This is a genomic window from Silvania confinis, assembly GCF_025564085.1.
GTDB lineage: Bacteria > Pseudomonadota > Gammaproteobacteria > Enterobacterales > Enterobacteriaceae > Enterobacter > Enterobacter confinis.
In genome coordinates, this window is the sequence record NZ_JAMGZJ010000072.1 from 196,376 (window position 1) to 214,195 (window position 17,820).

Genomic DNA, 17,820 nt, shown 5'->3' on the forward strand with positions numbered 1-17,820 from the left:
ATATTCTGGATATCACGCATGTCGTATACACCGACGAACGATCCCATTGATCAAGGCTTGTTCGATATAACCCGTACTCTGCTGCAACAGTCCGATCTCTGCGCGCTGGCGCAGGTGCTGACCCAGCATGTGCGGCAGATAAATCTTGCCGAGCGCGTCAATATTTTGCTCTGGCAGCCCGAACCGCGCCGCGTGTATCTGTACGGCAGCGACGATCAGCAACGGGATATCCGCTGTGAAGATGAGCCCCTGCTGGCCAACGGCCCCTTTCGCCGGATGTTGTCGCGCCCGGACGTACTGCACTGCAAGGCCGATACCTTCCGCGAGACCTGGCCCGCGCTGGCCGGGCTGGCGTGCTATCCGCCGTTTGCCCACTACTGCCTGACGCCGCTGGCCGCCGACGGGCGGATCTTCGGCGGCTGCGAGTTCCTGCGCAGCCAGGATACGCCATGGAGCGATAACGACTTTTCGCGCCTGCAGACGCTGACTCAGGCGGTCGGCCTCGCCGTCGAGCAGATTCAGGCCCGGCAGAACAACAGCGACAGCTACGATTTACTGTGCCGCGAGCGCAACGATTTTCGCCTGCTGGTCGCCATCACCAACGCCGTGCTGTCTAAGCTCGATCTGGATGAGCTGGTAACGGAAGTCTCGCGGGAAATTCAGCACAACTTCGGCATTGATTCCATCAGCATGGTGCTGCGCAGCGACCGCAAAGGGAAGTTGATCGTCTATTCCACCCACTATCTGGATGAAAACGCCCCGCTGCACGATCAGAGCGAAGTGGACGAAAAAGGCACCCTCTCCGAAAAAGTCATGCGCGACCAGAAGATGCTGATGCTGAACCTGCATCACCGGGATCAGCACGCCCCGTACGAGAGAATGCTGTTTGATATGTGGGGCGAGCAGGATCAGACCCTGTGCCTGTTCCCGCTGATCTACCGCAACCGGGTGCTCGGCACCCTGAAGCTGGCCCAGTGCAAGGCCCAGGTATTTACCGCCGCCAACGTCAAACTGCTGAACCAGATTGCCGAACGCATCGCCATTGCGGTGGATAACGCCCTCACCTACCGCGAGATCAGCCACCTCAAGGAGCGGCTGATTGACGAAAACCTCGCCCTCACCGAGCAGATCAACAACGTGGCCACCGATTTTGGCGAAATTATTGGCCGCAGTTCGCCGATGATGACGGTGATGAAGCAGGTGGAGATGGTCGCCCAGAGCAACAGCACGGTGCTGATCCTGGGTGAGACCGGCACCGGGAAGGAGCTGATTGCCCGCGCCATTCATAACCTGAGCGGACGCCGCGACCGGCGGATGGTGAAGATGAACTGCGCGGCAATGCCTGCCGGTCTGCTGGAAAGCGACCTGTTCGGCCACGAGCGCGGGGCCTTTACCGGGGCCAGCGCCCAGCGCATTGGCCGCTTTGAGCTGGCGGATAAAAGCACGCTGTTCCTCGATGAAGTGGGCGATATGCCGGTTGAACTGCAGCCAAAGCTGCTGCGCGTGTTGCAGGAGCAGGAGTTTGAGCGGCTTGGCAGCAATCGCATTATTCACACCGACGTGCGCCTGATTGCCGCGACTAACCGCGACTTAACGCAAATGGTCGCCGATCGTGAATTCCGCAGCGATCTATATTATCGCCTCAACGTGTTCCCGATATTCCTGCCGCCGCTGCGCGAACGCCCGGAAGATATTCCCCTGCTGGTGAAGTCGTTCACCTTTAAAATCGCCCACCGGCTGGGACGCCAGATCGACAGTATTCCGGCGGAGACCCTGCGCCAGCTCAGTAAAATGGAGTGGCCAGGCAACGTGCGCGAGCTGGAAAATGTGATTGAGCGCGCGGTGCTGTTAACCCGCGGCAATGTGCTCCAGCTGTCACTGCCGGATATTGATTTCCCGCGCTATGCGAGCGCGTCTGCAGCGGAAACCGCCGTCAGCGAGATCCGCGAAGGCGAGGAGGAATATCAACACATTATGCGGGTCCTGAAAGAGACCAACGGGGTGATTGCCGGGCCAAAAGGCGCGGCCAATCGGCTGGGCCTGAAGCGCACCACGCTGCTGTCGCGCATGAAACGCCTCGGGATCGATAAGAACGCCCTGACGTAAGAAAATGCCGGGGAATATCACACGCAGACAGGGAATATATTCCCCTGATTTCGGCGGGATATTTCCCCACCATCACCGCTGTCATTCGCCTGTCATATTCGCCAGCATTGCCGTTATTCCTGTCTGAATTGCCCGCACAATAAGATATTTCCGAAGAAAAATTGAATCGGCGCTCAGCCCTTATCTCATGGGAAATTCAGCCAGATCGCCTGCGGCAAAATTCATGCCACAAGCCAATCGAGGGTTGTCTCAGATTCTGAGTATGTTAGGGTATGACCGGTTAATTATTTCATTGGTATTGATATCGACATAAACAAATAACAGGACATTCTCTATTGCATGGCAATTAAATTAGAAGTGAAGAATCTCTATAAAGTATTTGGCGAGCATCCGCAGAGAGCTTTCAAATATATTGAAAAAGGACTTTCAAAAGAACAAATCCTGGAAAAAACCGGGCTGTCGCTTGGCGTTAAAGACGCCAGTCTGGCCATTGAAGAAGGCGAGATTTTTGTCATCATGGGGTTATCCGGTTCGGGTAAATCCACTATGGTTCGCCTTCTCAATCGCCTGATTGAACCCACCCGTGGACAGGTACTGATTGATGGCGTTGATATCGCCAAAATATCCGACGCCGAACTCCGCGAGGTGCGCAGAAAGAAGATCGCGATGGTCTTCCAGTCATTTGCCCTAATGCCGCATTTAACGGTATTAAATAACGCGGCATTTGGCATGGAATTAGCGGGCATCCCGACTGCTGAACGCCAGGAAAAAGCGCTGGATGCGCTGCGTCAGGTGGGGCTGGAAAATTACGCCCACGCTTACCCGGATGAACTCTCCGGCGGTATGCGCCAGCGCGTTGGCCTGGCCCGCGCATTAGCCATCAACCCCGACATTCTATTAATGGATGAGGCCTTCTCGGCACTCGATCCGTTAATTCGTACCGAGATGCAGGATGAGCTGGTAAAACTGCAGGCAAAACATCAGCGCACCGTGGTCTTTATTTCCCACGATCTGGATGAAGCGATGCGTATTGGCGACCGAATTGCCATTATGCAAAACGGTGAAGTGGTGCAGGTCGGGACCCCGGATGAAATACTGAATAATCCGGCTAACGACTATGTGCGTACCTTCTTCCGTGGCGTGGATATTAGCCAGGTCTTTAGCGCCAAAGATATTGCCCGCCGCACGCCGAACGGCATTATTCGTCGCACCCCCGGCTTTGGCCCGCGCTCGGCGCTGAAATTACTTCAGGATGAAGATCGCGAATACGGCTATGTGATTGAACGCGGCAATAAATTTGTCGGCGTGGTCTCTATCGATTCACTGAAAACCGCACTCAGCGAAAATCAGGGCATCGATATGGCGCTGATTGACGTCCCGCTTGCCGTGGACGCCGAAACGCCGCTCAGCGAACTGCTCTCCCACGTAGGCCAGGCACCGTGCGCGGTACCGGTCGTCGGAGAAGAACAACAGTACGTCGGTATCATTTCAAAACGCATGTTGCTGCAGGCTTTAGATCGCGAGGGGACAAACAATGGCTGATCAATCTAACCCGTGGGGAACCACCGAGGCGGCGGACAGCGCGGCACAATCTGCTGACGCGTGGGGCGCTGCCCCGGCTGCGGCCCCTACCGACGGTGGCGGCGCTGCCGACTGGCTGACCAGCGCGCCTGCGCCGGCACCCGAACACTTCAATATCATGGATCCGTTCCATAAAACGCTGATCCCTCTCGACAGCTGGGTGACCGAGGGCATCGACTGGGTGGTGACCCACTTCCGTCCGCTGTTCCAGGGCATTCGCGTGCCGGTGGATTATATCCTGAACGGCTTCCAGCAGCTGATGCTGGGGATGCCTGCGCCGGTCGCGATTGTGATTTTCTCGCTGATTGCCTGGCAGTTTGGCAGCGCAGGAATGGGGATCGCTACGCTTATCTCGCTGATTGCGATTGGCGCGATTGGTGCCTGGTCGCAGGCAATGATCACCCTGGCGCTGGTGTTAACCGCCCTGCTGTTCTGCGTGGCGATTGGCCTGCCGATGGGGATCTGGCTGGCGCGAAGTCCACGCGCCGCGAAGATCATCCGGCCCTTGCTGGATGCGATGCAGACTACACCCGCGTTTGTCTATCTGGTGCCGATTGTCATGCTATTCGGTATCGGTAACGTGCCGGGCGTGGTGGTGACGATTATCTTCGCCCTGCCGCCAATTGTGCGTCTGACCATTCTGGGGATTAACCAGGTACCGGCCGATCTGATCGAAGCCTCGCGCTCGTTTGGTGCCAGCCCGCGCCAGATGCTGTTCAAAGTCCAGCTGCCGCTGGCGATGCCCACCATTATGGCAGGGGTTAACCAGACGCTGATGCTGGCGCTGTCGATGGTAGTGATCGCCTCGATGATCGCCGTTGGCGGTCTCGGCCAAATGGTGCTGCGCGGAATTGGCCGTCTCGATATGGGACTGGCAACCGTGGGCGGCGTGGGGATCGTGATCCTCGCCATTATTCTTGACCGCCTGACGCAGGCCGTCGGTCGTGACTCGCGCAGTCGCGGCAACCGTCGCTGGTTCAACACCGGCCCAATCGGGTTACTCACCCGACCTTTCGTAAAATAAGGAACAACGATGCGACATAACATTCTTTTTGCCACAGCGTTTGCCACCCTTGTCTCTGGTAGCGCATTTGCGGCTGACCTGCCCGGCAAAGGCATTACCGTTCAACCGGTTCAGAGCACCATTTCCGAAGAGTCATTCCAGACCGGGCTGGTAAGCCGGGCGCTGGAGAAGCTGGGCTACACGGTCAGTAAGCCGAGCGAAGTGGATTACAACGTGGGTTACACCTCGATTGCTGCGGGCGACGCCACCTTCACGGCGGTGAACTGGCAGCCATTGCATGACGATATGTATACCGCAGCGGGCGGCGATAAGAAGTTTTATCGCGAAGGGACGTTTGTCACCGGTGCCGCGCAGGGTTATCTGATCGACAAGAAAACCGCCGACCAGTATCACATCACCAATATTGAACAGCTGAAAGATCCGAAGATCGCCAAACTGTTCGACACCAACGGTGACGGCAAAGCCGACATGATGGGCTGCTCGCCGGGCTGGGGCTGTGAAGCGGTGATTAATCACCAGAACGAGGCCTTCGACCTGGCGAAAACCGTCTCCGTCAGCCACGGCAACTACTCCGCGATGATGGCCGATACCATCGCCCGCTTTAAAGAAGGCAAGCCGATTATTTACTACACCTGGACGCCGTACTGGGTGAGCGACGTAATGAAACCGGGTAAAGATGTGGTCTGGCTGCAGGTGCCGTTCTCTTCGCTGCCAGGTGAGCAGAAAGGAATCGACACCAAGCTGCCTAACGGCATGAACTACGGTTTCCCGGTGAACACCATGCATATCGTGGCGAACAAAGCCTGGGCTGAGAAAAACCCGGCGGCGGCGAAGCTGTTCTCACTGATGAAACTGCCGTTGGCGGATATCAATGCGCAGAACGCAATGATGCATGCGGGCAAATCGTCTGAAGCGGACGTGCAGGGTCACGTTGACGGCTGGATCAAAGCCCACCAGCAGCAGTTTGATGGCTGGGTGAACGAGGCGCTGGCCGCGCAGAAGTAAGCCTTTTCCTCCTGCCCTTGTGAATTGGCACGGTCGGCTCCCTCTCCATTCAGGGAGAGGGTTGGGGTGAGGGGGAGCATGCGGCACCAGTGGTGGTTCCGTTCACTTTATGTTCTGTGCTTCTCTGTCAGTCGCATCACCGGTGAACGTGCCAGGGCGGCTCAATCGCCACCGCCCTGGCTACCCGGGCTCCCGGCACGAAAATCGCCGCTACGCGGTACCCTCAGCTTATTCCTCCAGGCTTCGGGTCGGGCGCGATCCTACATCCATGTAGGTCACGCCCTCTCGGCGCATCCCTGCGCCTCGCCCCGGCCTTCCGGAAACGCTTCGGCGATTTACAGCCGGACCAGGCAGCTGCTGTAAGTCTTTTATTATTCTGTCATTACTCCATTGCGTTAAGGACAAGAAAATTACTGAGGATCCCTCAATCCTGTGGGGGAAGGAGAGTCAGAGGGCATCAAACCGCACGATCCATCATCACAAAACTCCCCTCGCCTCCCTGCATCCGTTATTATGGTTTCCGATAAAATAATCACTCAACTAATGATTTCAAAACCTAATGACAAAACCCAATCAAGGGCTTAGCCCTGCACTGATCCTGCTGATGTCAGTCGCTACCGGTCTGGCCGTCGCCAGTAACTACTACGCGCAGCCGCTGCTCGAAACCATCGCCCGCAATTTCTCACTCTCGGCCAGTTCCGCCGGGTTTATCGTCACCGCCGCCCAGCTCGGGTATGCCGTGGGCCTGCTGTTCCTCGTTCCGCTCGGCGATATGTTCGAACGCCGGGCGATGATTGTCTCCATGACCCTGCTGGCCGCAGGCGGGATGTTGATCACCGCCTCCAGCCAGTCGCTGTCGATGATGATCTTCGGCACGGCGCTGACCGGTTTGTTCTCGGTCGTGGCGCAGATTCTGGTCCCGCTCGCCGCAACGCTCGCCTCGCCGGATAAGCGCGGAAAGGTGGTAGGCACCATTATGAGCGGCCTGCTGCTGGGGATTTTGCTGGCCCGTACCGTCTCGGGACTGCTGGCAGGCATCGGTGGCTGGCGCACCGTGTACTGGGTGGCCTCGGTGCTGATGGTGTTTATGGCGCTGGCCCTGTGGCGCGGATTGCCGAAAGTGAAGCAGGAAAATAACCTCAATTACCCGCAGCTTCTCGGTTCGGTCTTTAGCCTGTTCACCCACGATAAACTGCTGCGCACCCGCGCGCTGCTGGGCTGTTTTACCTTCGCCAACTTCAGCATCCTCTGGACCTCAATGGCCTTCCTGCTCGCCTCCCCGCCGTTTAACTATTCCGAAGCGATGATTGGCCTGTTTGGCCTGGCGGGCGCGGCGGGTGCGCTGGGCGCACGACCGGCAGGTGGCCTGGCGGATAAGGGGAAATCGCATCTCACCACCACTGCCGGCCTGGTGCTGCTGCTGCTCTCGTGGGCGGCGATTTGGTACGGGCACGTTTCGGTGCTGGCGCTGATTGTCGGGATCCTGGTGCTCGATCTCACCGTTCAGGGGGTGCATATCACCAACCAGACCGTGATTTACCGCGTGAAGCCGGATGCGCGTAACCGTCTCACCGCCGGGTACATGACCAGCTACTTTATCGGCGGGGCCGCCGGTTCCCTGATTTCAGCCTCGGCGTGGCAACATGCCGGCTGGACTGGCGTCTGTCTTGCAGGCGCAGTGATGGCGGTTCTGAATCTGCTGGTCTGGTGGCGCGGCTATCATCTCCAGCAGGCCATTCACTAAGGTTTACATTCGTTTGGGGCGTCTTAGGGTGTAAAGACGCCCCTCAGTCTGTTAAGGTGACTCAATCATTTACATCAGGAATTTTTATGTGGGTAATTTATTAAAAAACCGCATGGATCATTAATTTCTGAGGGTAAATCCCCGTATTGCCAGTGTAATCCCCTCCCTTCTGTGCTGACCGGGTCACGGATCTACCCGGCACTTGATGACAGTGAAATTTGTCTGACGGATTTTTACCGCTCAAATAATTCATTTACATTATTTGTCACTGTCGTTACTATATCGGCTGTAATTAATGAGGTTATGCCCAAATGGATAGTTCGTTTACGCCCATTGAACAAATGCTTAAATTCCGCGCCAGTCGCTACGCCGATTTCCCGTATCAGGAAATCCTGTTAACGCGTCTCTGCATGCACATGCAGGGTAAGCTGCTGGAAAATCGCAATAAGATGCTGAAAGCTCAAGGGATTAACGAGACGTTATTTATGGCGTTGATTACGCTGGAGTCTCAGGAAAATCACAGTATTCAGCCATCTGAGTTAAGCTGCGCGCTGGGTTCATCCCGTACCAACGCGACCCGTATTGCCGATGAACTGGAAAAACGCGGCTGGATTGAACGCCGTGAGAGCGACAACGACCGTCGCTGTCTGCATCTGCAACTGACCGACAAAGGTCACGATTTCCTGCGTGAGGTGCTTCCCCCTCAGCATCATTGTCTGCACCAACTCTGGTCTTCTCTGAGTGGTACCGAGAAAGAACAGCTCGAGCAGATCACGCGCAAGCTGCTCACCCGTCTTGATCAGATGGATGAAGATGGCGCCGTCCTTGAGGCGCTGCGCTAACGCGACGACCCGCTCTACAATCCTGATTTATAATAAAGATAACCGACAGGCCAGCAGGTCATTCTGCTGGCCTTTCTGATAACAGGTCGGCTCAGCCGATGTGAAAAATAAGATCGTGGAGAAAAACATGAGCGCAAATGCGGAGAACATCACCCCGCAGCAACCAGCTAACAAGAAAGGCAAACGCAAGCGCGCCCTTCTCGTACTGACCTTGCTCTTTATTATTATTGCCGTGGCATATGGGATCTATTGGTTTTTAGTACTGCGTCATGCGGAAGAAACGGATGATGCGTACGTGGCAGGGAACCAGGTTCAGATTATGGCGCAGGTGTCGGGCAGCGTGACGAAAGTCTGGGCTGATAACACCGACTTTGTGCAGAAAGGTGACGTGCTGGTAACGCTGGATCCAACGGATGCCCAGCAGGCGTTTGAAAAAGCGCAGACCGAACTGGCCTCAAGTGTGCGTCAGACGCGTCAGCAGATGATCAACAGCAAGCAACTGCAGGCCAGCATTGACGTGCAAAAAACGGCTCTGGCTCAGGCACAAAGCGACTTTAATCGCCGCGTACCGCTCGGCAGCGCCAACCTGATTGGCCGCGAAGAACTGCAGCACGCCCGTGATGCGGTCGCCAGTGCTCAGGCCCAGCTCGACGTCGCGATTCAGCAATTCAACGCCAACCAGGCGATGGTGCTGAATACTACGCTCGATCAGCAACCGGCAGTGAAACAGGCCGCGACCGAAGTGCGCAACGCCTGGCTGGCGCTGGAGCGAACCAAAATCGTCAGCCCGATGACCGGCTACGTCTCACGCCGTGCCGTGCAGCCGGGATCGCAGATCAGTACCTCAACGCCGCTGATGGCGGTGGTGCCCGCCACAAACCTGTGGATTGACGCCAACTTTAAAGAGACCCAGCTGGCGCATATGCGTATCGGCCAGTCGGCAACCGTGGTCAGCGATATTTATGGCGATGACGTGAAATACACCGGTAAAGTGGTTGGTCTGGATATGGGCACCGGTAGCGCCTTCTCACTGCTACCCGCGCAAAACGCCACCGGCAACTGGATCAAAGTGGTTCAGCGTCTGCCGGTCCGTATCGAGCTGGATGAGAAACAGCTGGCCGACCATCCACTGCGTATTGGTCTGTCAACGCTGGTGACGGTTGATACCGCTAACCGCGACGGCCAGATGCTGGCAAATCAGGTGCGTACCAATCCGGCTTATGAAAGTAATGCCCGCGAAATCAGCCTTGAGCCTGTGAATAAGCTGATCGTTGATATCGTGAAGGCTAACGCCGGTTAATCCGAAGGTGAGCGTTATGCAACAGCAAAAACCGCAAAAACCGTTGGAAGGCGCGCAGCTGGTTATCATGACCATTGCGCTGTCGCTGGCGACCTTCATGCAGGTGCTGGACTCCACCATCGCGAACGTGGCAATCCCGACCATCGCCGGGAACCTTGGCTCATCCCTGAGCCAGGGGACATGGGTGATCACCTCGTTTGGGGTAGCGAATGCTATCTCCATCCCGATCACCGGCTGGCTGGCGAAGCGCGTCGGGGAAGTGAAGCTGTTCCTGTGGTCGACCATCGCCTTTGTTATCGCCTCCTGGGCGTGCGGGATGTCTAACAGCCTCACGATGCTGATCTTCTTCCGCGTGATTCAGGGGATTGTCGCCGGACCGCTGATCCCGCTGTCGCAAAGTTTGCTGCTGAACAACTACCCGCCCGCCAAGCGTTCTATAGCGCTGGCACTGTGGTCGATGACGGTGATTGTTGCGCCGATCTGCGGTCCGATTCTGGGCGGCTATATCAGCGATAACTACCACTGGGGTTGGATCTTCTTTATCAACGTGCCGATTGGTGCGGTGGTGGTGATGCTGACCCTGCAGTCATTGCGTGGGCGTGAAACCCGCACCGAGCAACGACGCATCGATGGCGTGGGGCTGGCGCTGCTGGTTCTGGGCATTGGTAGTCTGCAGGTCATGCTCGACCGCGGCAAAGAGCTGGACTGGTTTGCCTCGCAGGAGATCATCGTCCTGACCGTGGTGGCGGTGGTGGCAATCAGCTTCCTGATTGTCTGGGAGCTGACTGACGATAACCCGATAGTCGATCTGTCGCTCTTTAAGTCACGCAACTTTACCATCGGCTGTTTGTGTATCAGCCTCGCCTACATGCTTTACTTTGGCGCCATTGTGCTGCTGCCACAGCTATTGCAGGAGGTATACGGCTATACCGCAACCTGGGCGGGGCTGGCGTCGGCGCCGGTTGGGATTATCCCGGTGCTGCTGTCGCCGATTATCGGACGCTTTGCCCATAAACTCGATATGCGTCGGTTGGTGACTTTCAGCTTCATTATGTATGCGGTGTGCTTCTACTGGCGTGCGTATACGTTTGAGCCGGGAATGGACTTTGGTGCCTCCGCGTGGCCACAGTTTATTCAGGGCTTCGCCGTAGCGTGCTTCTTTATGCCACTGACCACCATTACGCTCTCCGGTCTGCCGCCCGAACGGATGGCGGCGGCATCCAGTCTGTCGAACTTTATGCGTACTCTGGCGGGCTCCATCGGCACCTCGATGACCACCACCATGTGGACCAACCGGGAGTCGTTGCACCATGCGCAGCTGACTGAATCGGTGAATGTGTTTAATCCACAGGCGCAGGAGATGTACGGCAAGCTGCAGGATCTGGGCATGTCGCAGCAGCAGGCATCAGGATGGATTGCCCAGCAGATCACCGCTCAGGGGCTGATTATCTCAGCCAACGAGATCTTCTGGGTATCGGCTGGCGTGTTCATCGTGTTGCTGGGGCTGATATGGTTCGCCAGGCCGCCGTTTGGAGCGGGTAGCAAAGGCGGTGGCGCGCACTAAGCCGCCTGGCGACAATAAAAAACGGATCTGCATGCAGATCCGTTTTTTTATGCTTTGAGTTACTTGATGCCGATAATTTTAATCGTAATGATCGAGACCGTGCCTGGTGGCACAAAGCCAGGAACGCCCGCATCACCGTACGCCTGCTTCGCCGGTATATGCATTTTTGCCTCCCCACCCAGCCCCAGCTTTTTGACTACCGTCTGGAACAACGGCGGCAAATCTTTGACCTGGCTGGCACGAACCTCTTTACTGGACATCACCTTACCGGTGCCAAGCACTTCGTCGATCTCGGTAATGATCTCATTCCGGCCGTTGATCAGCGGAGCTTCACCTTGCTGAATCACTCTGTAAACCGCGCCATCTGGCAGCCTTTTGGCCCCCCTTCTCATTCGCCGCTTTAGTCATGATCGCTTTGCTCTGCTTTTCATTTTTGCTTTGCGTCGCGACAAACTGCTTCTTCTGCATCTTATCGAGATCAATCAGCTCGCTGGAGATTTTGTCAGGCGTCAGCTGGACCTTGTTATTCACCTTGTCGTTAAAGCCCTGCATAAAGGCGGTGAGATCAAGCTTCTTACCGAGACTGGTCATCTTCTCTTTTTCGCGCGTAGCGTTATCGCCATACCATGTGCCGACAGCGTAGCTGGTGCGCGTATCTTTCGCCGCTGAGGCGTCGAGCTTAACCCCTTTCACCGCCGGTGCTGCAGCGCTGTCTGCGGGCTTAGCCTGAAGCGCAGCAAAGTCAGCCGCAATCTTCTGATTTGCGAGGGTCAACTCCTGCATAGCGTTGTCCTGTTGCTGGCTTTTCTGCGTCAGTGTGGCGTTTTCAGCCTTCGCCGCTTCCAGCTGTTTTTTCAGGCTGGCAACGTCGGAACTCGCCTCATTTGCCTTGTCTGACGGCACGTTATCCACAACCGTTTTCTGCAGCGCCTGCTGTGAGGCAATAATGGTCTTCGCATCCTCAAGCTGCGTGACAATGATCTCCCGTTTCAACTGCTCGTTTTTGAGAGCCGTTTCCGCATCCTGTTTCTGCTTTTTGAGCTCAGCAAGTTGCTTATCAACCGCGACGGAAGCCTGTTTCATCTCTGCAAGCTGATGAGCAACGGCAGCGGCCTGAGCCGTGGTTTTGTTAAGTTGCTCAGTTAGTTCGATGTTTTTTTTCTTATCGCCGGTGCTGTTGCTTTTCAGCGCGGTCAGCTGATCGTCGAGGGTCTTCTTTTGCCTCTGTAAATCGGCAAGCTGCTTGCTCAGTTCATCGCTGCGGGCGGTGGCTTTGCTCAGCTGTGCGGTCAGCTCAGCGCTTTGCTTCTTGTCGCCCGTGCTGCTGGTCATCAAGGTAGCCAGCTGCTGCTCTTGATCTTTTTTCTGCAGTTTGAGTTCAGCCAGCTCTTTCAGAAGCGCGGTGCTTTGCTCGTTCGCCTTACTGAGCTGCTCAGCCATTTGCGCGCTTTTTTGCTGGTTATCGCCGCTGCTGGCTTTCAGCGCGGTCAGTTGATCGTCGAGATTCTTCTTCTGGCCCTGCAGATCAACAAGTTGCTTGCTCAGTTCATCGCTGCGGGCGCTGGCTTTGTTCAGCTGCATGGTTAGCTCGGCGCTTTGCTTTTTGTCGCCTGTGCTGCTGGTCATCAGGGTAGCCAGCTGCTGCTCTTGATCTTTTTTCTGCAGTTTGAGTTCAGCCAGCTCTTTCAGAAGCGCGGTGCTTTGCTCGTTCGCCTTACTGAGCTGCTCAGCCATTTGCGCGCTTTTTTGCTGCTCGCCAGTGCCAGAGGACTTCAATACCACAAGCTGTTCTTCGAGCGATTTTTTCTGCTTCTGAATATCGGTAAGCTGCTTGTTCAGTTCATCGCGGCGCGCCATTGCATCTTTTAACTGGGCTGATAAATCAGCATTCTTTTCTTTGGTATCGCTGGCGGTTATTTTCAGCGTTGCAATCAGGCTTTCCAGCGCGACGTTCTGCGCGCTGGTCGCCGGTAGCGGCTTTTTAATCGTTTCCCGCTGGTCATTCAGTCCGGCATCGTTCTGCTTTGCCGCTGCTGCCGCTTGCTCCAGGGCTACTTTTTGATGTTGAACGCTGTCCAGCTCCTGGCTGAGAACAGTTATTTTCTCATTAGCCTTGTGTAATTCGCCGGTCAGGTGAGTCACCTTATCCTGGGCCATAGCAAGGCGCAGGGCATCTTTCGATGCAACCTGACGGGAAGAGATGTCTGACGCGCGCGCAGGTTTCGCTTTTTGCATTACCGGCGGCGATGACGGTGATGATGTGTGAGAGAGGGAGGGTGTAACTTCAGGTGCAATAAAAGGATTTACTGAATCATTGCCGATAATATTTTCTTTATTCAGCTGTTCCAGTAAACCTGTTCCTGCAGAAAACGACTTCCCTGTCGACAGTAATAATCCGCAGCAAAGTGCTGCACTAAAATATTTATTCATAGTTTATTCATTTCATTCGCGCGGTTCATCATATTGGAATAAACGGTGCTACGGATCCTGACGCAAACCAATGACAGTTTTTTATTAATTTCCGTCAGCATGACCTCTGAAGCGTTGTCATCCACAAGAGATTTATTTGCCTCATAAATCTTATAGTTCTTATTAATATTATCGAACTGCTTGCGGTAAGACTCATACGCAGCCGGGTCAAGCTTTTGCAGCGCTGAAAACTCCTGATAGCACTGTACCTCCTGCTTACGCTCGGCAGGTGCCTTGGCGATTGGCGTGGTGGGGGTGGTTGTACTGCATGCAGAAAGCAAAAGTGCAGAAAAAAGAATAGCGGTGCCAGTAAAATAAATTTTCATAAATCCCTCTGAATCATCATTCACTCCATGAATATGAACAAAACTATTATTACCGCAACAATATAGCCACGGAGAATAAGTGTAAAAGTCATTATTCACAGCTGTGATATATATAAATAACTACCATATGTTGGCAGCAATAATAGACACAAAGAAAAGGATGCACAACGAGAGAAGATTTTTTAGGAATGTATAAAGAAACTAATTACAACGGTAATTAAATACACCCGGCGCGCTCATTACTGAGGGCCGGGTGATCGACTAGATGTGCAGTTCCTGCAGCTTGTCTTTCGGCAGCGCCAGCTCTTCGTTGCTGTTCACACGGACATCACGCTCAAGGATATGACGGGCAATCTCTTGCGCCTCTTCCAGAGAATGCATCTCGTAGGTGCCGCACTGGTAAACGTTGAGCTCCGGGATCTGGTTCTGCTCTTTCACTTTCAGCACGTCGGCCATCGCAGCTTTCCAGGCATCTGCCACGCGCGCTTCCTGCGGCTCACCGATCAGGCTCATGTAGAAGCCGGTACGGCAGCCCATCGGGGAGATATCGATAATCTCAACGCCATTGCCGTTGAGGTGATCGCGCATGAAACCGGCGAACAGGTGCTCCAGAGTGTGAATGCCGCGCTCCGGCATCACTTCTTTATTCGGTATGCAAAAACGCAGGTCGAAAACGGTGATCGTGTCGCCGTGCGGGGTATGCATGGTCTTCGCAACACGTACAGCAGGTGCTTCCATACGGGTATGGTCGACAGTAAAGCTATCTAATAACGGCATACGTCACCTCCGAAAGTGATTTTTTTTAAAATAAACTGAACTCTTCTGACCAACGCGACTCTGAGTATATGAAAGACGCGCATTTGTTATCATCATCCCTGTTCTTCAGAGATGTTATTTTGGCCACAGCGATGTGGCCTTTTTCTTTTCTGTCAGCCCTGTTTCGCCAGAAACGCGGCAAACGACTCGGTATCCGCCGCTTCAATCTCACGCTGACGCGCCATCGAGGCTTCACGTTCAGCGGCAAAATCTGCTTCGCTGATAATTTCCAGCGGCTCTTGCTGCAGCATATCGCGATACTGCGCTGCCAGTGAACGACCGGTACCGCCAATCCCCTGATCAATCATCGAACGCAGGATACGCGCCGAGAACGTCAGTTCAGGATTATCAAAGCTTTCAACCAGTTGGTCGCAGACTTTCTGATATTCCTCACCACCGTAAACGCTGTCCATCGTCTGGGCGACGCGCTTAAGATCGCGGAACAGATCTTTACCTACTTTCGCCAGCGGGAACTGGGCGGTTTCGCAGCCAATGCCCAACGTCAGGCCGGGTTTGCGCCCTTCCAGAATCACGCGATTCCAGTTAGTGCGGGTACACAGCAATTCGTCTGAACTCATCTCAGGCGCATCTGCCAACACGCACCAGACCATAAACAGGTCGAGGAAGCGCACCTGCTGCTCGTCCACGCCAATCGGCGAGAACGGGTTGATATCGAGCGAACGCACTTCGATGTATTCGATACCGCCGCGTTGCAGCGCATCAGACGGTGTTTCGCCGCTGCGCGTAACACGTTTCGGGCGGATCGGCGCGTACAGCTCGTTCTCAATCTGCAGAACGTTACTGTTGATTTGCAGGCGCTTACCGTCTTTTTCGAGACCGATCTTTTCGTACTCTTCCGACGGGGTTTTGATCGCCCGCTTCAATCCTGCCACATACTCATGCAAGTCGTTAAACGTAATTCCGAGATTGCTTTGCGATTTATTGGTATAACCCAGATCGCTGAGGCGCAGAGAGGTTGCGTACGGCAGGTAATACATCCCGCAGTCGGTTTTCTCAAACGGCAGCGTAGTGGGTTTGCCCTGCAGGAAAGAGGAGCAAATCGCCGGTGACGCGCCGAACAGATACGGAATGACCCAGCCAAAGCGATAGTAGTTGCGGATCAGGCGGAAGTAGCCCGCAGAGATCGCTTCTTTATCCGTCTCGCCACATTTCGCCTGCCAGAATGCCATTGGCAGAGAAAAGTTGTAGTGCACGCCAGAAATCGTCTGCATCAGTGCGCCATAGCGATTTTTTAATCCTTCGCGATATAGCGTTTTCAGACGACCAATATTTGACGTGCCGTACTGCGCCAGCTCGATGTCCTGACCCTGGTCGATATAGCACGGCATGCTCAATGGCCACATCCGCTCGTCACCCAGATTGCGGGCGCTGTAGCGGTGAACGTCGCGCATAATCGTCAGCATATGGTCAATATCACCGTCTACCGGCGTAATGAACTCCAGCAGCGCTTCGGCGAAATCAGTGGTGATCCATTTATGTGTTAGCGCCGAACCCAACGCCTGTGGGTGGCCCGTCGTTGCAAGACTGCCATCCGCGTTAACGCGCAGCGTTTCGCGTTCAAGACCACGCTGAATACCCTTCAGAGCCTGAGGGTGCTTTTCCAGCCAGGCCAGTGCCTGTGATACGTCCGGGATCAATTCGACCTCCCGCCTGTCAAAATCATTTTATTTAGCATAATTGTCATGGTTCAAGGCCATAAACAGTCCAATTAGTGCCACCACGTCATACCCTGCAAAGTCACAACCGCCACAAGAACATAGCGCAACGCCTTGCCAAGGCATAAAAAAAACAACACGGGTCCCCAGGAGATGCGCATCCATCCCGCCAGCAGACACAGTAAATCACCTATTACAGGCATCCAGCTTAATAAAAGCGTGGCAGCGCCATAGCGTTTTAGCCAGCCCGCTGCCTTTTCCTGCCACCGCGATGTTTTGCGTAACGGAAAGAATCGCCCAAGAATAACGTTAGTCAGCCCTCCAAAGCTATTACCCATTGTTGCTATTACTACCAACAACCAGGGCTGACTGAGGCCTGATAACAGCATAGCAACCAGCACAACTTCGGAATTACCGGGTAGAAGCGTGGCGCTTAAAAAACTGCTGGCGAATAATGAGGCGAGTGACAGCGCGTCACTCACAGTAAGCGGACGTCCACGGCAGCCATTCCTGCAGCAAGCGCGGCCTGAATACCAAAATCGGCATCTTCAAATACCACGCATTTTGCAGGCACGACGCCCATTCGCTCGGCACACAGCAGGAAGGTGTCAGGGGCAGGTTTATGATGTGTTACATGATCGGCAGCAACGACTGCAGAGAAGTAATGACGCAGGCCCAGGTGGTTGAGCAGGGCTTCAGCAATGGCGCTTTCGCTGCCCGTACCCACCGACATCGGACGACGACCGTGCCAGGTTTTAACAACCTCGATCAGCGGTAACGGTTGCACGGTATCCAGCAGCATTGCTTTCACCGCATCTGTTTTTTCGCGCGCCAGCATGTGTGGGTCGAGATCGGCCTGGTTCAGCTCAATGACCGCCTGCGCAATACGCCAGGTTGGCGAGCCGTTAAGTGCCACCATCGCCTCTAAATCAAAACGCAGACCGTAGCGGCCAAGAACATCATCCCAGGCTTTGCGGTGCGTTGGTTCGGTGTCGAGGAGGGTGCCATCCATATCGAAGATCAGACCGTCATACTGTGCGTACATCGTGCTCTCGCAGAAGGATTACAAAACGTTACTTTATCGTAAACAAGGGGTTTTGTCGCTGACAGAGAGAATGATTGCTGACGGAACGTCGAAGGAATAAACAGAGAGGGAGAAGAGGGTGCATCCGGGAGGATTACTCGGCTGCGCCTTGTCCTACGGGCCGTTGCTAAAGCAACGTTATCCTACCTGGTGCTCGCGATTATCTCGCCGACCATGAAACAACAGTCTGGCTGCTATCTCGGAGAATATGGTGCATCCGGGAGGATTCGAACCTCCGACCGCTCGGTTCGTAGCCGAGTACTCTATCCAGCTGAGCTACGGA

At 54.8% G+C, this 17,820-nt stretch carries 15 protein-coding genes; 8 read left to right on the top strand and 7 right to left on the bottom strand.

Annotated features, from left to right (window positions below):
* The first annotated feature begins 18 nt into the window (after positions 1-18).
* The 8 genes from flhA to emrB all read left to right on the top strand — a co-directional run bounded on the left by flhA (position 19) and on the right by emrB (position 11,166).
* Complete coding sequence (flhA, locus tag M8013_RS08775) at positions 19-2,106, top strand: formate hydrogenlyase transcriptional activator FlhA (RefSeq protein WP_271267405.1); 2,088 nt, start codon at positions 19-21, stop codon at positions 2,104-2,106.
* Between the two features lie 339 nt (positions 2,107-2,445).
* On the top strand, positions 2,446-3,648 hold the full coding sequence (gene proV, locus M8013_RS08780; protein WP_271267406.1) for a glycine betaine/L-proline ABC transporter ATP-binding protein ProV: 1,203 nt from the start codon (positions 2,446-2,448) through the stop codon (positions 3,646-3,648).
* Positions 3,641-4,711 carry a glycine betaine/L-proline ABC transporter permease ProW gene (gene proW, locus M8013_RS08785; RefSeq protein ID WP_271267407.1) on the top strand — a complete coding sequence of 357 codons (1,071 nt, stop codon included), beginning with the start codon at positions 3,641-3,643 and terminating at the stop codon, positions 4,709-4,711. Before proV ends, proW begins: the two co-directional genes overlap by 8 nt.
* A 9-nt stretch (positions 4,712-4,720) precedes the next feature.
* Positions 4,721-5,716 carry a glycine betaine/L-proline ABC transporter substrate-binding protein ProX gene (gene proX / locus M8013_RS08790; protein ID WP_271267408.1) on the top strand — a complete coding sequence of 332 codons (996 nt, stop codon included), beginning with the start codon at positions 4,721-4,723 and terminating at the stop codon, positions 5,714-5,716.
* A 559-nt stretch (positions 5,717-6,275) separates the two neighbouring features.
* A complete protein-coding gene (locus tag M8013_RS08795) occupies positions 6,276-7,460 on the top strand; it encodes an MFS transporter (RefSeq protein ID WP_271267409.1) in 1,185 nt (394 codons plus the stop codon).
* Positions 7,461-7,771: 311 nt separating this feature from the next.
* Positions 7,772-8,302 carry a transcriptional repressor MprA gene (gene mprA, locus M8013_RS08800; protein WP_271267410.1) on the top strand — a complete coding sequence of 177 codons (531 nt, stop codon included), beginning with the start codon at positions 7,772-7,774 and terminating at the stop codon, positions 8,300-8,302.
* A gap of 127 nt (positions 8,303-8,429) precedes the next feature.
* Complete coding sequence (emrA, locus tag M8013_RS08805; RefSeq protein ID WP_271267411.1) at positions 8,430-9,602, top strand: multidrug efflux MFS transporter periplasmic adaptor subunit EmrA; 1,173 nt, start codon at positions 8,430-8,432, stop codon at positions 9,600-9,602.
* A 16-nt stretch (positions 9,603-9,618) separates the two neighbouring features.
* Complete coding sequence (emrB, locus tag M8013_RS08810) at positions 9,619-11,166, top strand: multidrug efflux MFS transporter permease subunit EmrB (RefSeq protein WP_271267412.1); 1,548 nt, start codon at positions 9,619-9,621, stop codon at positions 11,164-11,166.
* A gap of 59 nt (positions 11,167-11,225) precedes the next feature.
* Here emrB and M8013_RS08815 read toward each other — a convergent pair whose 3' ends face one another.
* The 7 genes from M8013_RS08815 to yqaB form a co-directional block, all read right to left on the bottom strand.
* Complete coding sequence (locus tag M8013_RS08815) at positions 11,226-11,513, bottom strand: FKBP-type peptidyl-prolyl cis-trans isomerase (RefSeq protein ID WP_271267413.1); 288 nt, start codon at positions 11,511-11,513, stop codon at positions 11,226-11,228.
* Positions 11,497-13,401: an FKBP-type peptidyl-prolyl cis-trans isomerase N-terminal domain-containing protein gene (locus tag M8013_RS08820; protein WP_271267414.1), complete on the bottom strand. Its 1,905-nt coding sequence runs from the start codon at positions 13,399-13,401 to the stop codon at positions 11,497-11,499. Before M8013_RS08820 ends, M8013_RS08815 begins: the two co-directional genes overlap by 17 nt.
* A 191-nt stretch (positions 13,402-13,592) precedes the next feature.
* Entirely contained in the window at positions 13,593-13,961 is a 369-nt protein-coding gene (locus M8013_RS08825) for a hypothetical protein (RefSeq protein ID WP_271267415.1), read from the bottom strand.
* A 261-nt stretch (positions 13,962-14,222) separates the two neighbouring features.
* Positions 14,223-14,738, bottom strand: a complete 516-nt coding sequence (gene luxS, locus M8013_RS08830) for an S-ribosylhomocysteine lyase (protein ID WP_271267416.1) — start codon at positions 14,736-14,738, stop codon at positions 14,223-14,225.
* A gap of 152 nt (positions 14,739-14,890) precedes the next feature.
* Entirely contained in the window at positions 14,891-16,435 is a 1,545-nt protein-coding gene (gshA, locus tag M8013_RS08835) for a glutamate--cysteine ligase (protein WP_271267417.1), read from the bottom strand.
* Positions 16,436-16,506: 71 nt separating this feature from the next.
* Positions 16,507-16,935, bottom strand: coding sequence for a YqaA family protein (locus M8013_RS08840; RefSeq protein ID WP_271267418.1), 429 nt, complete (start codon positions 16,933-16,935; stop codon positions 16,507-16,509).
* The gene (gene yqaB / locus M8013_RS08845; RefSeq protein ID WP_271267419.1) at positions 16,932-17,498 is read right to left on the bottom strand and encodes a fructose-1-phosphate/6-phosphogluconate phosphatase; all 567 of its coding nucleotides are present in this window, start codon (positions 17,496-17,498) and stop codon (positions 16,932-16,934) included. The genes M8013_RS08840 and yqaB overlap by 4 nt, the downstream gene beginning before the upstream one ends.
* Between the last annotated feature and the right edge of the window lie 322 nt (positions 17,499-17,820).

Excerpts from the sequence above, each read along its gene's own strand:
- flhA (WP_271267405.1), top strand. The coding sequence starts at position 19 with ATGTCGTATACACCGACGAACGATCCCATTGATCAAGGCTTGTTCGAT.
- proV (WP_271267406.1), top strand. The coding sequence starts at position 2,446 with ATGGCAATTAAATTAGAAGTGAAGAATCTCTATAAAGTATTTGGCGAG.
- proW (WP_271267407.1), top strand. The coding sequence starts at position 3,641 with ATGGCTGATCAATCTAACCCGTGGGGAACCACCGAGGCGGCGGACAGC.
- proX (WP_271267408.1), top strand. The coding sequence starts at position 4,721 with ATGCGACATAACATTCTTTTTGCCACAGCGTTTGCCACCCTTGTCTCT.
- M8013_RS08795 (WP_271267409.1), top strand. The coding sequence starts at position 6,276 with ATGACAAAACCCAATCAAGGGCTTAGCCCTGCACTGATCCTGCTGATG.
- mprA (WP_271267410.1), top strand. The coding sequence starts at position 7,772 with ATGGATAGTTCGTTTACGCCCATTGAACAAATGCTTAAATTCCGCGCC.
- emrA (WP_271267411.1), top strand. The coding sequence starts at position 8,430 with ATGAGCGCAAATGCGGAGAACATCACCCCGCAGCAACCAGCTAACAAG.
- emrB (WP_271267412.1), top strand. The coding sequence starts at position 9,619 with ATGCAACAGCAAAAACCGCAAAAACCGTTGGAAGGCGCGCAGCTGGTT.
- M8013_RS08820 (WP_271267414.1), bottom strand. The coding sequence starts at position 13,401 with ATGCAAAAAGCGAAACCTGCGCGCGCGTCAGACATCTCTTCCCGTCAG.
- M8013_RS08825 (WP_271267415.1), bottom strand. The coding sequence starts at position 13,961 with ATGAAAATTTATTTTACTGGCACCGCTATTCTTTTTTCTGCACTTTTG.
- luxS (WP_271267416.1), bottom strand. The coding sequence starts at position 14,738 with ATGCCGTTATTAGATAGCTTTACTGTCGACCATACCCGTATGGAAGCA.
- yqaB (WP_271267419.1), bottom strand. The coding sequence starts at position 17,498 with ATGTACGCACAGTATGACGGTCTGATCTTCGATATGGATGGCACCCTC.